Source organism: Cypionkella sp. (assembly GCF_028290025.1).
Lineage (GTDB): Bacteria > Pseudomonadota > Alphaproteobacteria > Rhodobacterales > Rhodobacteraceae > Cypionkella.
The window spans coordinates 1-17,794 of the sequence record NZ_JAQGKQ010000036.1 but is presented as its reverse complement, the minus strand read 5'-3'; the positions used below and the strand labels follow the sequence as shown (position 1 = coordinate 17,794).

Here is a 17,794-nt window from a genome sequence, read left to right as displayed (position 1 = left end):
TCCCAACTTGGGAGCATTGATCTTATGGGGTTATTTAGGGGGGTGGGGGTATGGTTAATCGGGGGTTAAGATTGAGGGGCGTCTTGCTGCTGATAGGTTGCAAGCGGTGTCTAAGTAAAACAGGGTGGCGCGAAAGTGTTTGGGATGGGGGCGGGATGGATCGGCTGTTGGCAGCGGTGAAGGCGGCGTTTTTGAGCGTCCCAGCGGCGGGCGCTTTTCTGGCAGATTGGCCTGAGGGTGCTGAACGGCGGGAGGCGCAACCTTCGGCGCTTCCGGTTTGTGACTGGATCGCGGGACTGCATGGTGTGGCCGAGACGCGGGCGGTGCTAGCGGAGTTGCAGCGGGTGGCGGCGGCGCTGTCGTGGCGGCAGACTTATGGCGCGGGCGATTTTAGCGAGGGGTTTTTGCGGGGTTATGGCTGGAGTGAGTTTATCGGGCTGCGTGGTCCGGTGCCTAGCGAGCGGCTGGCTTGCGGCGTGCTATTGTTGGCTCCGGGGGTGACTTATCCGGCCCATGCTCATGCGGCGGAAGAAGTATATTTGCCGATTGCTGGTGTGGCGGAATGGCAGAAAGGCGCGGGCGATTTTGCGTCGGTGCCGGTGGGGCAGGCGATTCATCATCCGAGTTGGACGCCACATGCGATGCGGACGGGGGATCATGCGCTAGCAGCGCTGTATTTGTGGAGGGGTGGGGATTTGGCGGCGAAGTCGGTGATTTTATAGGGATAGTTGGGGGCGTTATGCGGGCGCGCTCGGGCGGGTGGGTGAATTGTGAGGCAGTTGTGGGGTGAAACCACGGCGTGCCGCTGCATCCCGTTGTGCAGGCCACAGTGAATTGTGAGGCAGCGATGGCGTGGAACCTCAGGCTAGAGCGGTAGAAGAGAAGTGTTCGCCAACTGCTTCAGACGCTCGAGCCGGTGGCGCCTTTGATCTGTCAGGTGGCGGGCATCCAAGCCTGACCAACCATTAAGGGCTGAGAACTTTTGGAAGAAATCGAGCACTTTTGGCGAGGTTGATGGGTCGGCGTAGCCCTCCCAGAAGGCTGCGGCGGCGGGTTGAAAACTTTCAATAGCGGGGGCGGATTCAGAGGGAGCGCCGCGCCACTTCATGACGAAAGCGAACAGGAATGAGATCACGTCGCGCAGGGCGTCATCGGGCTTGTTGTTCTCAAAATCTATGCCGTAGACCACTCCCTTGCGGCCAAAAATCAGGTTGCCGAGGTGAAAGTCGCGGTGCGTCACGCAGCGGGTGCATGGCTGGGTTTGCGCCTCGGCTGCGATTTGCTCAAGTTGACGGAAATGCGGCATGAAGGCGTCGTAGTCGGGGATCACGGTTAGGTTTTCTGCATGGCGTTTAAGCTTTTTCAGCAGCCAGTTCATGTGTGGTTTGGTGTCGAATGTCGCTGGCTTCGCGGTTGATTGTTGGAAGCTGGCGATCCAGCGGCCTGCGTTTTTCAGATGGGCGCTGGCGTCGGTGATGTTGGCAAACTGCGGCAGCAGGTTTTGCAGCGAGTCACCTTTCACGTCATCCATAATTAGGGCGCATTCGGTTTCGACGAAGGCCAGAGCTTTCGGCGTGGTGAGCAGCGGCTGTTTCATCGCGGCATCGGTCGATTTCAGCCGCTAATGTTGGTTGCGGATTTTCGCGCGACCTTCATCGTCTGGGGTGCTGAGTTTGCAGACGAAACTGGAGTGCTTGCCGCGTATCTTGCAGCGAAATACCCATGTGTCGTAAAGTTTTGTCGGGTCTTTCAGCGATGCCAGAGCGAAATCTTCATCTGGCATAAACGCCCGCATAGCCCGCCTTGCAGCTCTTGCGCTGTAGTCAGCATCGAGCATATTTACCGAGTTCCAACGCGTTATAGGCTGATTTGCGGGACAACACTTCTGAAGCCTGAGCGAATTACACTAGCCAGGCAAGTGCTATTGCGGCGGCTGGCGGGTGAAGGCCAGCTACTTGCGGCAACGGGGCTTGACGGGTAAACGGGCGTCAGCAAATTTCGGAGATCCATATGTCCATTGACATCGACACCGCGCGTAAGGTGGCCAAGCTGGCGCGTATTCGGGTGGAGGCGGCGGCTTTGCCGAAGCTGGCGGAACAGCTTTCGGGCATCCTCGGCTTTATGGAACAGCTGAATGAGGTCGATGTGACCGGCATTGAGCCGATGGTTTCGGTGACGCCGATGCGGCTGGTGCGTAGGGCGGATGTGGTGACGGATGGCAATCAGCAACGGGCGGTTTTGGCGAATGCGCCGGATGCGCGCGAGGGCTTTTTTGCAGTGCCGAAGGTGGTGGAATGAGCATGTCTGGAAGCGCGAACACTTGGACCATTGCGGCGGCGCGGGATGCGTTGCGCAAGGGTGAAATCTCGGCTGCTGATCTGACGATGGCGTGTCTGACGGCGATTGATGCGGGCGATGCGTTGAACGCGTTTGTGCATAAGACGCCGGAGATTGCGTTGGAGCAGGCGCGGGCGGCTGATTTGCGGATTGCGGCGGGGGACGCGCCGGATATGTGCGGGATTCCGTTGGGGATCAAGGACTTGTTCTGCACCAAGGGGGTGCCTAGCCAAGCGGCGTCGAACATCCTGAAGGGGTTTGTGCCGGAATATGAGTCTACGGTGACCTCGAAGCTGTTTGGGGCTGGGGCGGTTATGCTCGGCAAGCTGAACATGGATGAGTTTGCCATGGGGTCGAGCACCGAGAGCAGTTGTTATGGGCCTGCGGTGAACCCGTGGAAGGTCGATGATGTGCTGCGGACGCCGGGTGGGTCTTCGGGCGGTTCGGCGGCGGCAGTGGCGGCGGATTTGTGTTTGGGGGCGACCGGGACGGATACTGGTGGTTCGATCCGGCAGCCTGCCGCGTTTACTGGCACGACGGGGATAAAGCCGACTTATGGCCGGGTGAGTCGTTGGGGGATCGTGGCTTATGCGTCGTCGTTGGATCAAGCGGGGCCGATGACGAAATCGGTGCGCGATGCGGCGATTTTCTTGGGCGCGATGGCTGGGCATGACCCGAAGGATTCGACTTCGGCCGATATGGCGGTGCCGGATTTTGAAGCGGCTTTGACCGGGGATATTCGCGGCAAGAAGATCGGTATTCCGCGCGAATATCGCATCGAGGGGATTCCCGCTGAGATTGACGCTTTGTGGGCGCAGGGGCGCGATATGCTGCGCGATGCGGGGGCGGAGATTGTCGATATTTCGCTGCCACATGCCAAATATGCGTTGCCTGCGTATTATGTGATCGCTCCGGCCGAGGCGTCGAGCAACCTCGCGCGCTATGATGGGGTGCGGTATGGGCTTCGGGCGGCCTTGGCTGCTGGCGATGGCATCACCGAGATGTATGAGAAGACCCGGGCGGAGGGGTTTGGGCCTGAGACTCAGCGGCGGATTATGGTCGGGACTTATGTGCTGTCGGCGGGGTTCTATGACGCCTATTACAACCGCGCGCGTAAGGTGCGGGCAATGATCAAGCGCGACTTTGAGCAGGCGTTTGCCTCCGGCATTGAGGCGATTTTGGCACCTGCCACGCCGACCTCGGCTTTTGGTCTGGGTGAGATGGACAAGGCTACTCCGGTCGAGGTTTATCTCAACGACGTGTTCACCGTGACCGCGAACCTCGCGGGATTGCCGGGGGTGGCGGTGCCGATGGGCCTCGATAGCAAGGGGCTGCCGATCGGGCTGCAACTGCTCGGGCGGCCTTGGGACGAGGCAGGATTGCTCAATCACGCTTATGTTTTGGAGCGTGCCGCAGGCTTTGTGGCCAAGCCGGAAAAATGGTGGTAAGCGCCAATATCAGAATAAACCGCCGAGGCAGAGACGATGCGTAGCGCAGTGATGATTTTGGCCACCCTTGGGTTGGCTGCTTGTGGAACCGGTGTGCCGGATTCGGGTTCGGGCGTTGGGTTTCAGGATTATGATGCCTATGGCGCGCCCGCTGCTTCGGCTGCGGCACCTGCGCGTGGGTTCTCAACCGATGGCGCGCTGGCGGCGATTGACCAAGCCGAAGGCAGAAGCACCGATACCGCGCTGACGCCGACCAACGTGCCACTCAGCCAGCAGGCGGCAAGCTCGCCTTACGCGCAGCCCTATGCACAACCGCAGGGCGCAGTGATTGGTGGCGCGGATCGCCCACGCGGCAATGCGCCTGCGGGGATTGCGGAAACCACTTCGGAAATGGCGCATATTCCAGGCTCGGCTGCGAATGCGGGCGTGTCGGATGAGCAAGATTTCCAAGCGGTCAGCAAACGTGAAACCATTGAAAGCGACAAGGCCCGGATTGAGCGCAACCGCGCGCAATATCAGGTCGATCAGCCAACGGCGCTGCCCCAACGCGCGGGCAGCGATGCGCCTAATATCGTGCAGTTTGCGATCTCGGCCAATCATCCCAAAGGCACGCAAATGTATAAGCGCGGTGGCTTGCGGCTGAACAGCTATAACGCGGCTTGCGGCAAATTCCCCTCGCCGGACCTTGCGCAAGAAGCTTTCCTGGCAGCTGGCGGGCCGGACCGGGATCGCAAGGGACTGGACCCGGATGGCGACGGCTATGCCTGCTCTTGGGATCCGACGCCGTTCCGGGCCGCCGTTCAGAATTGAATGTGACCGCAGACACGCCGCCTTGGCCCTCGCCTAATTTTGGCGCCCGGCGGGGCGGCGTTTTGCCATCCATCATCGTTATACATTACACCGCTATGGCGTCTTGTGCGGCAGCAAGGGCGCGGCTGTGCGATCCGGCGTTTGAAGTTTCGGCGCATTGGTTGATCTCGGAGATCGGCGAGGTTGAGGGCTTGGTGCCAGAGGCTTCGCGGGCTTGGCACGCGGGGGCGGGCGAGTGGGCTGGAATCCCTGATGTGAACTCGGCTTCGATTGGCATTGAGTTGGCGAATACCGGGCGTCAGCCGTTTCCTGAGCCGCAGATGGCTGCACTGGGGGCCTTGCTCGCGGGCATCATGCAGCGCTGGGCTATTCCGGCCCATCGCGTGATTGCGCATTCGGATATGGCACCTGCGCGCAAAAGTGACCCCGGTGCGCGGTTCGATTGGCGCAGGCTGGCGTTGCAGGGGGTGTCGGTGTGGCCGGAGGCGGGTGAGGCCGATGTGGAGGCGTTCCTGCCCGCCTTGCGGCGGTTCGGCTATCCTGACGCAAGTGAGGCTGATTTGCTCGTAGCGTTCCGGCTGAGGTTCAGACCTTGGGCGCAGGGGCCATTAGACAGCACCGATGCGGGGCTTGCCTGCGATCTGGCGGCGCGCTTCCCGGTTGACGTGGCATCTGTGCCAGCATAAGCCCCATCTCGCGCGGATGGCTGGATGACCGCGGGGTGCAAGCCTCGAGGAAAGTCCGGACTCCATGAAGGAAGGGTGCCGGGTAACGCCCGGCGAGGGTAACCTCAGGGAAAGCGCCACAGAGAAAAGACTGCCGTGGTGTTCGGCGCAAGCTGGACGGATCTGCGGCGATGGTGAAACGGTGGGGTAAGAGCCCACCACGGTCTTGGTAACAAGAACGGTATGGCAAGCCCCACCCGGAGCAATGCCGAATAGGGGCCTCGCGTGGTAAGGTCCGCGACTGTCAAAAGCGCAAGCTGGCGGCGATAGCGGAGACCATCACAGGGAACTTTCAGCCCAGAGGCCCGGGTTGGCAGCTTGACTGCCTGTGGTAACACGGGTGGCAGAGGAATGGTCATCCAAGGGGCGCAAGCCCCGGGACAAAATCCGGCTTATAGGCCGTCCGCGCAATTCATTCGGCCTATGGTTTTGACGACGGACCCAGTGTTGAAGACCGACTGGGGCTTTGCGGAAACCGCTATGCAAAATTGGCGAAACGAACTGGTTGGGTTTAACTTGGTCTAAATGCTCAATTGTTGCGTCAATGGCGTATGCTGCATCGGCGATTTGCCGTGAGGGATGCCCAAGGCCCACCGCGCGTAAGCGCTAAAAGGTCTTCGCGCGGTACGCGCTCAATCAGATCAGGCGTAGATCGAAGTTAGATCAGGCATAGATCGCGGAACTTGGCGTTTGGCTGTTGACTCTGCGCGCGCCATCCTTAAAAGGCAGGCTTCAAGAGATTTCGCGGGGCAACGGTGTTGCCTTGATGCAGGAGAGACGACTATGGCCAAACCGGCGACGATCAAGATCCGTCTGAACTCGACGGCTGGCACCGGGCACTTCTATGTGACCAAGAAGAATGCTCGGACCATGACCGAGAAAATGACCGTCAACAAGTATGACCCGGTCAAACGTCAGCACGTTGAATACAAAGAAGGCAAGATCAAGTAAGATCTTGGGCTTTCGTTGTGCGGAAGTGCCGCGCCCTTAGGGCGCGGTTTTTCGTTATGTTTACCCGGTTTTCATGCGTTATCTGATCCCATCGGTCAGATCATCAGGCTGGTCAGCAGAGGTGAACATGGAACGCAATCATTACGAAGAACATTACGTTGCGCGGGTCGGCTGGCTGCGGGCTGCGGGCTGCGGTGTTGGGGGCGAATGATGGCATCATCTCAACCGCCTCACTGATCATGGGGGTGGCTGCGGCGTCTGGTCGGGCAGAGGTGCTGGTGGCCGGGATGGCGGGGCTTGCTGCAGGCGCCTTGGCGATGGCGGCGGGGGAATATGTCTCAGTTTCATCACAGGCCGATACCGAGAAGGCCGACACCTTGCGCGAAAAGGCCGAGATCGACGCTGACCCAGCCGAAGAATTGCGCGCGCTGGCCGGTATCTACGAGGATCGCGGCTTAACTCCGGGTCTGGCGTTTGAAGTGGCGACTGCGCTTCATGCGAAAGACCCGCTGGCGGCGCATCTGCGTGATGAGTTGGGTTTTTCTGAACATACCGAGGCGAAGCCGCTGCTGGCGGCGGGGGCTTCGGCGGCGAGCTTCGCGGTTGGGGCGGCTTTGCCTTTGGCCACGGCGGCACTGGTACCTGAAGCGGTGATCAGCCTATGGGTAACGGTGCTCTCGCTGATGTTTCTGGCCGTGCTGGGTGCTGTCGGCGCGAAGGCAGGCGGTGCTCCGATGGCGCGTGCGGTGATGCGGGTGACGTTCTGGGGTGCTGCGGCGATGGCCGTCACGGCGCTGGTCGGCAAGCTGTTTGGCGCGGTGGTGTGAAGCGCCTGCGTAGAAACAACTTGGAGACTCGAGGCGGTTTGGTCCTGATCCGCAAAGCTTCATAAGCCGTTCGGTTTGACCTTCGTAGCCGCAATGCCGCAACCATGGATTTGGCAAAGAAAAACCCTGCCAGCACAATGGCTGGCAGGGTTTGATGGTCTGACGGTTACGCTGCGATTAGCGGCGGTCGCCCAAGAACTGCAGCAGGAACATGAACATGTTGATGAAGTCGAGATACAGGTTCAACGCACCCATGATCGCCGATTTCCCAAGCCACTCGCTGTCACCGGTCTGCGCGTGTTGCAGGTAGGTATTTTTGATGTTCTGCGTGTCATAGGCGGTCAAGCCTGCGAAGATCAGCACGCCGATCACCGAGATCGCGAAGGCCAGCGCCGACGAGGCAAGGAAAATGTTCACGATCGAAGCCACTACAAGGCCGATCACACCCATCATCAAGAACGTGCCCATTGCGGACAGGTCTTTTTTAGTGGTGTAGCCGTAGAGCGACAGCGAAGCGAAGGCGATGGCGGTCACGAGGAAGGTGGTGACTACCGAAGCGCCGGTGAACACCAGCAGGATCGAGCTGATCGAAACACCCATAGCGGCTGCGAAGGCGTAGAAGAACAGCTGAGCGCCAGCGACCGACAGGCGGGGGATCAGCGCGCCGAACGCGAACACCATCACCAGTGGGGCGAACATCACCACCCATTTAAGCGGCGACATGTAGATCGCGTTGCCTAAGCTGGTCAGGTAGATGTCGTTGCCCAGTTGCGACACCGCAAGCGACGGGTCGGTGGTAACCGCAAGCCCAGCGATTGCCCAAGCGGCGAGGGCGGTGATCAGCATCGCTACGGACATCAGCCCGTAGACTTTATTCATATGGGCGCGAAGCCCTGCGTCGATGTCGGCGCTCCGCGCACCAACGCCGGCGGTCTGGCCCGATGGGCGGATCGTCTGATAGTCAGCCATGGAAGCCTCCGATTATGGACTGAAGGTCAGCTGCGGATATCCGCAGCGCCTAATGCAACCAATATCGGCACTGTTGACCGTGATTTCAAGGATTTCCGTTGCAGGAAATCCTTGAGGCGCAAATGTCGCATGAAATGGTGTCTGCGCGGCGCGTTAACCCAGCCAAGTGCTTGTTAACGCAGGCAAGTTTCGCTTAGCGCAGCCAAGTGCTGGGCACGTCCCACGCTGGACGAGCTGCCTCAGACGCGGCTTGGTGAGCGGTGATGCCGATATCGGCCAGCATGTTGGCGTCAAGGCGGGCCAGTTGAGCGCGCTGGCGGCGGGCGATCATCGCAAGGCGCAGGCGCTTGGCGAGATCAGCGAGAGTGCCGCGCGACTGCACATGAGCAACTGCCAATGTGGAGGTGTGGAGCGAGGCGAACATGATAGTATCCTTTCAGGGTTCATCGTCATCGGTGATGTGAGTCGCTTGTTTGATCACAGCACTTGATCCTTATGCCTGAATCGGTGACATTATGAAAATGAATGGTTTTGACTTCACGCATCAGGATTTGTGATATGGCAAGAAATCTGGACATGACTTCGTTACGGTCTTTCGTGGCGATTGCAGATGCAGGCGGAGTGACGCGGGCGGCGGGGTTTTTGAACCTGACGCAATCGGCGGTGTCGATGCAGATCAAGCGGTTGGAGGAGATGCTGGATACGCAGCTGCTGGATCGCTCGGCGCGGCAGGTCGGGTTGACGGCGTCGGGTGAGCAACTATTGGGCTATGCGCGACGGATGCTGTCGCTGAACGACGAGGTGTTCGGGCGGCTGACGCAGGATCAGCATGAGGGTGAGATCGTGCTCGGAGTGCCGCATGACATCGTCTATCCGGCGATCCCGCAGGTGTTACGGCGGTTTGCCAAGGAATATCCCAAGATGAAGGTGTCGCTGACGTCTTCGTTTACGCGGGTGCTGAAGGCGCAGTTTGCCCGCGGGGAGTGTGATGTGATTTTGACCACCGAGGAATCGGTGGGGGCGGATGGGCAGACCTTGGCGGAATTGCCGCTGGTGTGGGTGGGCGCTCCTGATGGGGCGGCGTGGAAGGGGCGGCCATTGCGGCTGGCTTTTGCGCATAACTGCATCTTCCGGCAAGGCGTGCAGGCGGCATTAAACACCGCCGGTATGCCGTGGGAGATGGCGGTGGAAAGTGATGACACGCGGGGTATTGAGGCTTCTGTCTCTGCGGATTTGGCGGTTCATGCGGTGCTGGCGGGATCAGAGCCGCCATTTGTCGAGCGGATCGCGCATGGCGGGGCTTTACCGGAGTTATCGGTGATCAAGGTGAATATGTATGTCGCGGACCCGGTGCATTCCGAAGCGATCTCGGCACTGGCTGCGATGATCCGGCAGGTTTATCTGTCACGCGCGATTAGGTCTGTGGCTTAAACGCAATTCCCAAGCCGCCCCGGACTTGATCCGGGGCCGCCTGCCAACCTTGTGGCCCGGTTACAAGTCCGGGGCGGCGGCGTATCGGTTATAGCGTGATCACCACTTTGCCAGTGGCGGTTCGGGTGCGGAGTAGCTCTAGGCCTTTCGGGTAATCAGCGAACGCTAATTCGTGGCTGATGTGGGGGCGCAGGCCGCCCTCGGCGAACCATTGGAACAGGGTGCGCAGGCTGTTGGATAGGATGTGCGGCGCGAAGGTCATGTAGCCACCCCAGTATAGGCCGATCACGCTGAGGTTTTTCACCAGCAGGTGGTTGGCGCGGATTTCAGGCAGTTGGCCAGAGGCAAAGCCGATGGTAAGCAGGCGACCCTCTGGGCGGCAGGCGGATAATGCAGCAGTAAAGCCGGGGCCACCGACCGGATCGTAAACCACATCAACACCGCCGAAGTCATTCGTGGCGGCTTTGAGCGCGGCTTTCAGATCGGGCGTATCGCTGTCGATCAAGATGTCTGCTCCGGCAGCGCGGGCAATCTCTAGTTTTGCGGAGCCACGGGCGCAGGCAACCACGCGCGCGCCCATGCGTTTGCCGATCTCTACCGCTGTAAGACCGACGCCACCCGCAGCACCGAGAACCAGCAAGGTTTCACCGGGTTGCAGGCGCGCTTTATGCCAAAGCGCAAGGTGCGAAGTGCCGTAGGCGATCTGGAAGGCGGCGGCTTGTTGGAAGCTCATACTGTCAGGCAGCAAGATCAATTGGTCGGCGGGAGCGGTGATGTATTCGGCAAGCGCGCCGTGGGTCGCGAAACCTGCAACACGCTGCCCGAGGCTTAGGTCCGGGCCGGGACTAGCAGAGGTGGCGGGCACGGCGGTGCAGCCAATTGCTTCGATTGTGCCAGCAAACTCCATCCCCGGGATGAATGGCAAGGCTGGGCGCTCTTGATACTTGCCATCGGCCATCAACAAGTCAGCGAAATTCAGCCCCACCGCCGCGACCTTGAGTTGAACGAACCCAGGCGCGGGTGTAGGGCGCGGCTGCTCTGATTGTGCTGGCGGACCACCAAGACTTGCGACTTGCCAAATTTTCATTCGTTGTCCTCCCAAGCCAAATTTGTGGCATACTGCACGGGCGGTGCGAAGAAAAATTTTGAGAAACCAGCCTTTTGATGGGTGTCGACACCAACTGCACGCCAAGGTCACCAAATGAAACCGACATTTCACGGCGATTTCATTGCAAAATGCAAAAAAACCGTGAAAATAGTTGCAAAATTCAGCGCAAAACGATATGCACGTTTTAGGCGAGTTATCGGGTTAACGCAAACGTGTTGGGATATGCTGCGCTTTTGGCAACGGTTTCTTCTTCGCCTGTATAATTGGACATATCCAAAAAGACAGGTTTTCGCTGGACGGTGGATGAATCGGAGGAGAAAGTGGCTCGGCAGAAATTTGGCACGGAAATTGCTTGTATGAGGGAGATAGGTTAGCATTTAAAGTGGAGACTGTTATGAAGCACCCCGTTGACGCCCATGTCGGCAAGCGCGTCCGCCATCGTCGGTGGATGATCGGCATGACGCAACAACAGCTTGCTGACAAAGTCGGCATTAAGTTCCAGCAAATTCAGAAATATGAAACCGGGATGAACCGGGTTTCTGCCTCGCGTCTGTGGGATATTGCCGACGCGCTGGGTGTGACGATATCGTTCTTCTTCGAGGGTCTGGCCGACGGCGCGCAAGCGGCGCAGGCAGGGCATGACATGATGGCGGATAAAGAAGCACTCGAATTGGTGCGGTCTTACTACGCAATCCCCGAAGCACAACGGCGTCGTCTGTTTGATCTGGCCCGCGTGTTGAGCGAAGCGGCTTAAGCGCCGTTCCAATAGCTGCATACGCTTTGCGTGAATTGTCCTCAATCACGCGAGCTACGACAGCTTGACCGCTTGCCCGAGAGTGCTTAGCCAAGGCTATGCCCAATGCTATGCACCGCGGGCGGCGGGCGTTTTGCCCTTAGAAGGGGCGATTATGACCATGTTTTCGGACACCGAAGCGCAAGATATCATCAGCACAGCGGCGGAACTCGCAGATGCGGCACGCCTGGCGACTTTGCAGCATTTTCGCAGCGATGGGCTGACAGCCGATAACAAGGAAGTCGCGCGATTTGACCCGGTTACGGTGGCGGATCGGCTGTCAGAACAGCGGATGCGCGCGATTCTGGCACGGCGCAGGCCCGATGACGGAATATTGGGCGAAGAATTCGCTCCGGTTGCGGGGAGTTCGGGGCTGACTTGGGTGTTGGACCCGATCGACGGCACTCGTGGATATTTGTCTGGGACGCCGACTTGGGGCGTGTTGATCTCGGTCCGCGATGCGGATGGGGTGATTTATGGGGTGATTGATCAGCCTTATATAGGCGAGCGGTTTGAGGGTGGCTTGGGGCGCGCTGAGGTCAATGGGCCGATGGGGCGCAAGATCTTGCGCACGCGGGCGGCGAGGCCGTTGTCTGAGGCAATTTTGTTCACCACGTTTCCTGAGGTTGGGACTGCGGAAGAAGGCGCTGCGTTCCGTCGGGTTGCTCTGAAGGCGAAGCTGGTGCGCTATGGCATGGATTGCTACGCTTACGCGCTGATCGCGGCGGGGCAGATTGATCTGGTGATTGAAGCTGGATTGCAGGCTTATGACGTTCAAGCGCCGATTGCGGTGATTGAGGCGGCAGGCGGCATTGTCACTGATTGGTCGGGCAAGCCTTGTCTGGACGGTGGTCGGGTGCTGGCTGCGGCCAATGCTGATATTCATGCCGAGGCTTTGGCTTTGCTGAACGCGTAGGCTGCTACGGGTGCTGGCCGATTTATGAGAAAAATCGTGGGGGCTGTCTGCCCCCCCGGCCTGCGGCCTCTCCCCCGAGCATATTTGAGCCAATGTGAAATGGCTTGGAGTTAGGGCGGAGGGTTGTTAGGTTTGGTCTGCGCGAGTCCTTAACTCCCCCTTCTGTCGCGCGTTCCCCGATCCACCGAAGGGGGTGGGGTTTAGGGGAAATCATGCCTGAAATTCTGATCAGGAACGCTGACGTCGTAGTGACGATGGATGGCGCGCGGCGCGAAATTGCTGGCGGCGATGTGTTGCTGCGCGGCGGGGTGATTGCTGCGGTGGGGCAGGGGCTTGCGACTTCGGGCGCGGTGGTTGAGGCGCGTGGCTGCGTGGTGACGCCGGGTTTGGTGAACACGCATCATCATTTGTATCAAACTTTGACGCGGGCGGTGCCGGGCGGGCAGGATGCGCTTTTGTTCGGCTGGTTGCAGACGCTGTATCCGATTTGGGCGAAGTTTGGGCCAGAGGAGATGTTTGTCAGCGCGCAGGTTGGTCTGGCGGAATTGGCGTTCTCGGGCTGCACGATGACTTCGGATCATTTGTATCTATTCCCAAATGGCGCGCGGCTGGATGATACGATTGCGGCGGCGGGCGAGGTTGGCTTGCGGTTTCACCCGACCCGTGGCGCGATGAGCATTGGTGTCGCGGATGGGGGCCTGCCGCCAGATGCTCTGGTGGAGCGTGAGGCGGCGATCCTTGAGGATTGCATCCGCGTGGTGGATCGGTTCCACGATAAAGCCGAGGGCTCGATGCTGCGGGTGGGGATTGCGCCGTGCTCGCCGTTCTCGGTCAGCCGGGATTTGATGCGCGAGGCCGCGGTTTTGGCGCGGGACAAGGGTGTGATGCTGCACACTCATTTGGCCGAGAATGATGAGGATATCGCCTATTCGCTGGCGAAGTTCGGCTGTCGTCCGGGGCAATATGCTGAAGACTTGGGCTGGACGGGGGATGATGTTTGGCATGCGCATTGTGTGAAGCTGGACGCAAATGAGATTGATTTGTTCGCGCGATCTGGCACCGGAGTGGCGCATTGCCCGTGTTCAAATTGTCGGCTGGGGTCAGGGATCGCTCCGGTTCGGGCGATGCGAGACGCTGGGGTGAAGGTGGGGCTGGGGGTGGATGGGTCAGCCAGCAATGACGCCGGCAATCTTATCCTTGAGGCGCGGCAGGCGCTGTTGTTGCAAAGGGTATTGCGCGGCGCGGATGCGATGGCGGCGCGAGAGGCGTTGGAGATTGCGACTTTGGGCGGCGCTAAGGTGCTGGGGCGTGGCGATTGTGGGTCGCTGGAGGTTGGCAAGCGGGCAGATATTGCGATCTGGGATGTGTCGGGAATTGAGGCGGCGGGGTCTTGGGACGCTGTGGCGAGTTTGATCCTGTGCGGGCCGTCAAAGGTGCGGGACTTGTTTGTTGAGGGCCGCGCGGTGGTGCGTGAGGGGCAGATGGTAACGATTGATTTGGCCTTGGTTATTGAGCGGCAGAACCAGTTGGCGCGGCGGTTGATCTGAGGGTTGCGGAAAACACCATTGCGGAAAAAGATTTACAGGCCGGGGCGCTTCCGTTATGTCCCGGCCGTGATCAATCGGACCGCCTTTATTGCCCGTCCCCGACGCCAGCGCCTTTAAGCCTGACGTTTGATCCGCTTTGCCCTCGCGTTTTGGGCATCCCTCGTTGACTTCCTCCTATGTCCTTGGCTACGCCTAGGCTTTCCCGTGAAAGGCCCTCGCCCATGATCACCACAGTTTTGCCCACCTATAACCGCGCCCCGATGGCTTTTGTCAAAGGTGAATGCAGCTGGCTTACGGCAGAGGATGGCAGCCGATACTTGGATTTGGGCGCAGGCATTGCGGTGAATTCGTTGGGTCATGCCAATCCGGCGCTGGTCGCGGCTTTGACCGAACAGGCGGGGCAACTGTGGCATGTCTCCAACTTGTATCGCATCCCGCAGCAGGAAAAGCTGGCAGAGATGCTGGTCGACAAGACCTTCGCCGATACGGTGTTTTTCACCAATTCCGGCACCGAAGCCTGCGAACTGGCGATCAAGATGGCCCGGAAATATCACTTCGATAACGATATGGCCGACCGGATCGAGATCATTGCTTTCGAAGGCGCGTTCCATGGTCGCTCAACTGGCGCTATCGCGGCGGCGGGGTCGGAAAAGATGGTCAAGGGCTTTGGCCCGCTGATGCCGGGATTCAAGCAGCTGAAATGGGGCGATCACGATGCGATCCGCGCCGCGATCACCACCCGCACTTGTGCTGTGATGATCGAGCCTGTGCAGGGCGAGGGCGGCATCCGCGTGGTGCCAGACCAATGCCTAAAAGGCTTGCGCGATCTGTGTGATGAGACGGGAACGCTGTTGATTTTCGATGAGGTGCAATGCGGCGTCGGTCGCACGGGCAAGCTTTTCGCGCATGAATGGGCAGGGGTTTATCCCGATATTATGATGGTTGCCAAGGGCATCGGCGGTGGCTTTCCACTTGGCGCGGTGCTTGCGACCGAAAACGCGGCGAGCGGCATGGGTGCGGGCACGCACGGCTCGACCTATGGCGGCAATCCGTTGGGTTGTGCGGTGGGTGCGAAGGTGATGGAGATCATCGCCGACGATGCCTTCCTTGATGCAGTTTCGCGCAAAGCCGCGCAGTTCCGGCAGGGCCTTGAAGGCTTGGTTGCCTCGCATCCGACGGTGTTTGAAGCGGTGCGTGGGCAAGGACTTATCCTTGGGTTGAAGTGCAAAGCTGCGAACACCGATATCGTCAAGGCGGCCTATGCCGAACATTTGCTGACCGTGCCTGCGGCCGATAATGTGCTGCGGTTGCTGCCTGCTTTGAACATCCCCGAAGATGACATCACCGAGGCTTTGGCGCGGCTGGATCGCACAGCACTTCGGATTGAGGCAGCCTAGATGCGGCTGATCCATCCCAACGCAGAAGCGGCGCATTGTGCATCGCGACGAGATTTCGGCTGACCCTTCGGTCATCCTCTCTGCTCAAATATCCTCGGGGGTCCGGGGGCGGAAAGCCCTCGGCGCTCTCAACCAGTGAGACGCTTTATGAAACATTTCCTCGATATCCACAAAACTGACGCCGCTGATTTGCGGGCGATGATCAACTCGGCGCTGGCGATGAAAACCGCGCGCAACAATCGCCCCAAGGGCACGCCGGATGATGATCAGCCGCTCGCGGGTCGTATGGTGGCGCTGATTTTTGAAAAACCCTCAACCCGCACACGGGTGTCGTTTGATGTCGGCGTGCGGCAGTTGGGTGGGCAGACCATGGTGCTGTCGGGCAAGGAAATGCAGCTTGGGCATGGCGAGACGATTGCCGACACGGCGCGGGTTCTTAGCCGCTATGTCGATCTCATTATGATCCGCACATTTGAGGAAGCAACGCTGCTGGAGATGGCGGAACATGCGACGGTGCCGGTGATCAACGGGCTGACCAACCGGACGCATCCCTGTCAGATCATGGCGGATGTGATGACGTATGAAGAACATCGCGGGCCGATTGCGGGCAAGAAGGTGGTTTGGGCTGGCGACGGTAACAACGTCTGCGGCTCTTTCCTACATGCTGCGGGGCAGTTTGGCTTTGATTTCACCTTTACCGGGCCGGAGACTTTGGAACCGGAGGGCAAGTTTATAGGCTTTGCGCGGGAAAAGGGCAGTCGGGTGACGATTGAGCGTGATCCTGTCAAAGCGATGCAGGGGGCGGATTTGGTGGTGACGGACACTTGGGTTTCGATGCACGACCCTGAATCCGCGAAGGAACGCCGGCACAATCAGTTGCGGTCTTATCAGGTCAATGAGGCTTTGATGGCGCGGGCCAAGCCTGACGCCTTGTTCATGCATTGCTTGCCTGCGCATAGGAATGATGAGGCCACATCTGCGGTGATGGACGGGCCACATTCGGTGATTTTTGATGAGGCCGAGAATCGACTTCACGCACAGAAAGCTGTGATGCGGTGGTGTTTGGGGGTTTGAGCTGTCCATGCGTGGGCACTGGTGTGGCTCTAAAGAAATCAATGACTTACACTGCGACTTAAGGTTTTGTTAACCGACAGCAATCGTGGGGGGCCAATTTGGCCCCCTTGCATTTTCGGGCGTTGTGGGCGCATCTGACGGCCAACCAACAGGAGACTGCTATGCAAAACCCGGTGCCATCGTTCACGCATTCGCTTAACGCGCTGTCGAAAATACTGGATAAGGCTGAGGCGTTTGCCGAAGCCAAAAAGATCAAGCCCGATTTGATCCCGCAACTGCGTTTGATCGCGGATATGCTGCCTCTGTGGCGGCAGGTGACGATTGCTTGCGACCATGCCAAGGGCGCGCCTGCGCGGCTGGCTGGGTTGGAGGTGCCGAGTTTCGCTGACACCGAAACCACTCTGGCTGAGTTGAAAGAGCGCATTGCCAAGACGATTGCGTTTCTCGCCACCATCCCCGCCGATGCTTTTGAAGGTGCCGAAGATCGCACCATTACTTTGAAAGCTGGGCCGCGCGAGTTGTCGTTCCCGGCGGCGCAATATTATCATGGCTATGCAGTGCCAAATTTCTATTTCCACATGGCAACCTGCTATAATATCCTGCGCGCTAACGGCGTTGAAATTGGCAAAACTGATTTCTTGGGGGCGTAACACATGGCAACGGCTTTGCTGGTGATCGACGTGCAGATGGACTTTGTAACGCGGCGCGATCAGGGCTTTGTTTGGGGCAATCCTGCGGCTGACACTAGCATAGCCCGCGCGTTGAAAGCTTTTCGCGGCAAAGGCTTAGCGGTGGTGCATGTGCATCACCACGGCGTTGATCCTGCGGATGGCTTTCATCCCAGTCAGCCGGGATCGGCGGTGCAGCCAGTGGCTGCTCCGCTACCCGGTGAGGCGGTGTTCATTAAGCATGGCTCGTCTGCGTTCATCGGCACAGGGTTGGCGGATCATTTGACCGCTGAGGGACTGACCGAGTTGGTGATTGTCGGTGGTGCGGCGAATTATTGCGTCGAATCTACCGCGCGGATGGCGGGGGATTTGGGTTATAGGACCACCGTGGTCTGCGATGCTTTAATCAATTTCTGCCAGCGTTTGCGCGATGGCCGTGAGATGTCGGCGGGTGATGTATTGGCGCTGACTTTGGCAAATCTCGATGGCGAGTTTGCGCGGGTGGCGAGTGTGGGTGAGATTTTGGCGCAGGTGGCCGCGTAGGGTGATCTGATTGGGTCGCCAAGCGGCGACATTGTTTTTCTCCGGAGCGGCGCTTGTGCGCCTTTACCGGGGAGGGGGGCGCCGCCCCCGGGATATTTTTACCAATGCGAAAGCCTTAGTGCGGCGTCAAGTTATCGGCGGCTTTGACGCGCGGGGCGAGAGCGGTGACCACCAGCAGCACTCCGGCTAAGGCTGCGTAGGTGGCGCGGAAGCCGATGTGATCGGCGATGAAACCGATGCTGGAGGGGGC

At 59.2% G+C, this 17,794-nt stretch carries 20 protein-coding genes and 1 other RNA gene; 16 read left to right on the top strand and 5 right to left on the bottom strand.

The window, feature by feature from the left end:
* Nucleotides 1-155 precede the first annotated feature (155 nt).
* Nucleotides 156-722: a dimethylsulfonioproprionate lyase family protein gene (locus JWS10_RS04855; RefSeq protein ID WP_299505251.1), complete on the top strand. Its 567-nt coding sequence runs from the start codon at nucleotides 156-158 to the stop codon at nucleotides 720-722.
* A 143-nt stretch (nucleotides 723-865) separates the two neighbouring features.
* Here JWS10_RS04855 and JWS10_RS04850 read toward each other — a convergent pair whose 3' ends face one another.
* The gene (locus JWS10_RS04850; protein WP_299505250.1) at nucleotides 866-1,597 is read right to left on the bottom strand and encodes an aminoglycoside phosphotransferase family protein; all 732 of its coding nucleotides are present in this window, start codon (nucleotides 1,595-1,597) and stop codon (nucleotides 866-868) included.
* Nucleotides 1,598-1,621: 24 nt separating this feature from the next.
* Nucleotides 1,622-1,837, bottom strand: coding sequence for a hypothetical protein (locus JWS10_RS04845; protein ID WP_299505249.1), 216 nt, complete (start codon nucleotides 1,835-1,837; stop codon nucleotides 1,622-1,624).
* A gap of 173 nt (nucleotides 1,838-2,010) precedes the next feature.
* On the opposite strand from JWS10_RS04845, the gene gatC reads away from it, so the two are divergent.
* From gatC to JWS10_RS04810, 7 genes are all read left to right on the top strand, one after another.
* A complete protein-coding gene (gatC, locus tag JWS10_RS04840; RefSeq protein WP_299505248.1) occupies nucleotides 2,011-2,298 on the top strand; it encodes an Asp-tRNA(Asn)/Glu-tRNA(Gln) amidotransferase subunit GatC in 288 nt (95 codons plus the stop codon).
* Between the two features lie 2 nt (nucleotides 2,299-2,300).
* Nucleotides 2,301-3,785 carry an Asp-tRNA(Asn)/Glu-tRNA(Gln) amidotransferase subunit GatA gene (gatA, locus tag JWS10_RS04835; RefSeq protein ID WP_299505247.1) on the top strand — a complete coding sequence of 495 codons (1,485 nt, stop codon included), beginning with the start codon at nucleotides 2,301-2,303 and terminating at the stop codon, nucleotides 3,783-3,785.
* Nucleotides 3,786-3,821: 36 nt separating this feature from the next.
* Nucleotides 3,822-4,595, top strand: coding sequence for a hypothetical protein (locus tag JWS10_RS04830; RefSeq protein ID WP_299474131.1), 774 nt, complete (start codon nucleotides 3,822-3,824; stop codon nucleotides 4,593-4,595).
* A 71-nt stretch (nucleotides 4,596-4,666) separates the two neighbouring features.
* A complete protein-coding gene (locus JWS10_RS04825) occupies nucleotides 4,667-5,281 on the top strand; it encodes an N-acetylmuramoyl-L-alanine amidase (RefSeq protein WP_299505252.1) in 615 nt (204 codons plus the stop codon).
* A 12-nt stretch (nucleotides 5,282-5,293) separates the two neighbouring features.
* Nucleotides 5,294-5,731: RNase P RNA component class A (gene rnpB, locus JWS10_RS04820), an RNA gene on the top strand.
* A gap of 372 nt (nucleotides 5,732-6,103) precedes the next feature.
* Nucleotides 6,104-6,271, top strand: a complete 168-nt coding sequence (gene rpmG, locus JWS10_RS04815) for a 50S ribosomal protein L33 (RefSeq protein WP_054005708.1) — start codon at nucleotides 6,104-6,106, stop codon at nucleotides 6,269-6,271.
* Between the two features lie 158 nt (nucleotides 6,272-6,429).
* Nucleotides 6,430-7,098, top strand: a complete 669-nt coding sequence (locus tag JWS10_RS04810) for a VIT1/CCC1 transporter family protein (RefSeq protein WP_366943514.1) — start codon at nucleotides 6,430-6,432, stop codon at nucleotides 7,096-7,098.
* A gap of 177 nt (nucleotides 7,099-7,275) precedes the next feature.
* Here JWS10_RS04810 and JWS10_RS04805 read toward each other — a convergent pair whose 3' ends face one another.
* Together JWS10_RS04805 and JWS10_RS04800 are read right to left on the bottom strand one after the other, a co-directional pair.
* Complete coding sequence (locus JWS10_RS04805) at nucleotides 7,276-8,067, bottom strand: Bax inhibitor-1/YccA family protein (RefSeq protein ID WP_299505246.1); 792 nt, start codon at nucleotides 8,065-8,067, stop codon at nucleotides 7,276-7,278.
* Nucleotides 8,068-8,260: 193 nt separating this feature from the next.
* Nucleotides 8,261-8,491, bottom strand: a complete 231-nt coding sequence (locus tag JWS10_RS04800) for a DUF1127 domain-containing protein (protein ID WP_299505245.1) — start codon at nucleotides 8,489-8,491, stop codon at nucleotides 8,261-8,263.
* 134 nt (nucleotides 8,492-8,625) lie between these two features.
* Between JWS10_RS04800 and JWS10_RS04795 the strand changes: the two genes are divergently transcribed.
* Nucleotides 8,626-9,498 carry a LysR family transcriptional regulator gene (locus tag JWS10_RS04795; RefSeq protein WP_299505244.1) on the top strand — a complete coding sequence of 291 codons (873 nt, stop codon included), beginning with the start codon at nucleotides 8,626-8,628 and terminating at the stop codon, nucleotides 9,496-9,498.
* 88 nt (nucleotides 9,499-9,586) lie between these two features.
* On the opposite strand, the gene JWS10_RS04790 is transcribed toward JWS10_RS04795, so the two are convergent.
* Nucleotides 9,587-10,585 (bottom strand): NADPH:quinone oxidoreductase family protein, encoded by a 999-nt coding sequence (locus JWS10_RS04790; RefSeq protein ID WP_299505243.1) that lies wholly within the window; start codon nucleotides 10,583-10,585, stop codon nucleotides 9,587-9,589.
* 415 nt (nucleotides 10,586-11,000) lie between these two features.
* Between JWS10_RS04790 and JWS10_RS04785 the strand changes: the two genes are divergently transcribed.
* The 7 genes from JWS10_RS04785 (at nucleotide 11,001) to JWS10_RS04755 (ending at nucleotide 17,544) form a co-directional block, all read left to right on the top strand.
* A complete protein-coding gene (locus tag JWS10_RS04785) occupies nucleotides 11,001-11,360 on the top strand; it encodes a helix-turn-helix transcriptional regulator (RefSeq protein WP_299474153.1) in 360 nt (119 codons plus the stop codon).
* Between the two features lie 154 nt (nucleotides 11,361-11,514).
* Nucleotides 11,515-12,315, top strand: a complete 801-nt coding sequence (locus JWS10_RS04780) for an inositol monophosphatase family protein (protein WP_299505242.1) — start codon at nucleotides 11,515-11,517, stop codon at nucleotides 12,313-12,315.
* 212 nt (nucleotides 12,316-12,527) lie between these two features.
* Complete coding sequence (locus tag JWS10_RS04775) at nucleotides 12,528-13,862, top strand: 8-oxoguanine deaminase (RefSeq protein ID WP_299505241.1); 1,335 nt, start codon at nucleotides 12,528-12,530, stop codon at nucleotides 13,860-13,862.
* A gap of 221 nt (nucleotides 13,863-14,083) precedes the next feature.
* Nucleotides 14,084-15,259 carry an aspartate aminotransferase family protein gene (locus tag JWS10_RS04770; RefSeq protein WP_299505239.1) on the top strand — a complete coding sequence of 392 codons (1,176 nt, stop codon included), beginning with the start codon at nucleotides 14,084-14,086 and terminating at the stop codon, nucleotides 15,257-15,259.
* Between the two features lie 147 nt (nucleotides 15,260-15,406).
* Nucleotides 15,407-16,333: an ornithine carbamoyltransferase gene (gene argF, locus JWS10_RS04765; RefSeq protein ID WP_299476672.1), complete on the top strand. Its 927-nt coding sequence runs from the start codon at nucleotides 15,407-15,409 to the stop codon at nucleotides 16,331-16,333.
* 161 nt (nucleotides 16,334-16,494) lie between these two features.
* Entirely contained in the window at nucleotides 16,495-16,983 is a 489-nt protein-coding gene (locus JWS10_RS04760; protein ID WP_299505238.1) for a DUF1993 family protein, read from the top strand.
* Nucleotides 16,984-16,986: 3 nt separating this feature from the next.
* On the top strand, nucleotides 16,987-17,544 hold the full coding sequence (locus JWS10_RS04755; RefSeq protein WP_299505237.1) for an isochorismatase family protein: 558 nt from the start codon (nucleotides 16,987-16,989) through the stop codon (nucleotides 17,542-17,544).
* The last annotated feature ends 250 nt before the right edge of the window (nucleotides 17,545-17,794 follow it).

Coding starts and splice junctions, on each gene's coding strand:
- JWS10_RS04855 (WP_299505251.1), top strand. CDS start 156: ATGGATCGGCTGTTGGCAGCGGTGAAGGCGGCGTTTTTGAGCGTCCCA.
- JWS10_RS04850 (WP_299505250.1), bottom strand. CDS start 1,597: ATGAAACAGCCGCTGCTCACCACGCCGAAAGCTCTGGCCTTCGTCGAA.
- JWS10_RS04845 (WP_299505249.1), bottom strand. CDS start 1,837: ATGCTCGATGCTGACTACAGCGCAAGAGCTGCAAGGCGGGCTATGCGG.
- gatC (WP_299505248.1), top strand. CDS start 2,011: ATGTCCATTGACATCGACACCGCGCGTAAGGTGGCCAAGCTGGCGCGT.
- gatA (WP_299505247.1), top strand. CDS start 2,301: ATGTCTGGAAGCGCGAACACTTGGACCATTGCGGCGGCGCGGGATGCG.
- JWS10_RS04830 (WP_299474131.1), top strand. CDS start 3,822: ATGCGTAGCGCAGTGATGATTTTGGCCACCCTTGGGTTGGCTGCTTGT.
- rpmG (WP_054005708.1), top strand. CDS start 6,104: ATGGCCAAACCGGCGACGATCAAGATCCGTCTGAACTCGACGGCTGGC.
- JWS10_RS04805 (WP_299505246.1), bottom strand. CDS start 8,067: ATGGCTGACTATCAGACGATCCGCCCATCGGGCCAGACCGCCGGCGTT.
- JWS10_RS04800 (WP_299505245.1), bottom strand. CDS start 8,491: ATGTTCGCCTCGCTCCACACCTCCACATTGGCAGTTGCTCATGTGCAG.
- JWS10_RS04795 (WP_299505244.1), top strand. CDS start 8,626: ATGGCAAGAAATCTGGACATGACTTCGTTACGGTCTTTCGTGGCGATT.
- JWS10_RS04790 (WP_299505243.1), bottom strand. CDS start 10,585: ATGAAAATTTGGCAAGTCGCAAGTCTTGGTGGTCCGCCAGCACAATCA.
- JWS10_RS04785 (WP_299474153.1), top strand. CDS start 11,001: ATGAAGCACCCCGTTGACGCCCATGTCGGCAAGCGCGTCCGCCATCGT.
- JWS10_RS04780 (WP_299505242.1), top strand. CDS start 11,515: ATGACCATGTTTTCGGACACCGAAGCGCAAGATATCATCAGCACAGCG.
- JWS10_RS04775 (WP_299505241.1), top strand. CDS start 12,528: ATGCCTGAAATTCTGATCAGGAACGCTGACGTCGTAGTGACGATGGAT.
- JWS10_RS04770 (WP_299505239.1), top strand. CDS start 14,084: ATGATCACCACAGTTTTGCCCACCTATAACCGCGCCCCGATGGCTTTT.
- argF (WP_299476672.1), top strand. CDS start 15,407: ATGAAACATTTCCTCGATATCCACAAAACTGACGCCGCTGATTTGCGG.
- JWS10_RS04760 (WP_299505238.1), top strand. CDS start 16,495: ATGCAAAACCCGGTGCCATCGTTCACGCATTCGCTTAACGCGCTGTCG.
- JWS10_RS04755 (WP_299505237.1), top strand. CDS start 16,987: ATGGCAACGGCTTTGCTGGTGATCGACGTGCAGATGGACTTTGTAACG.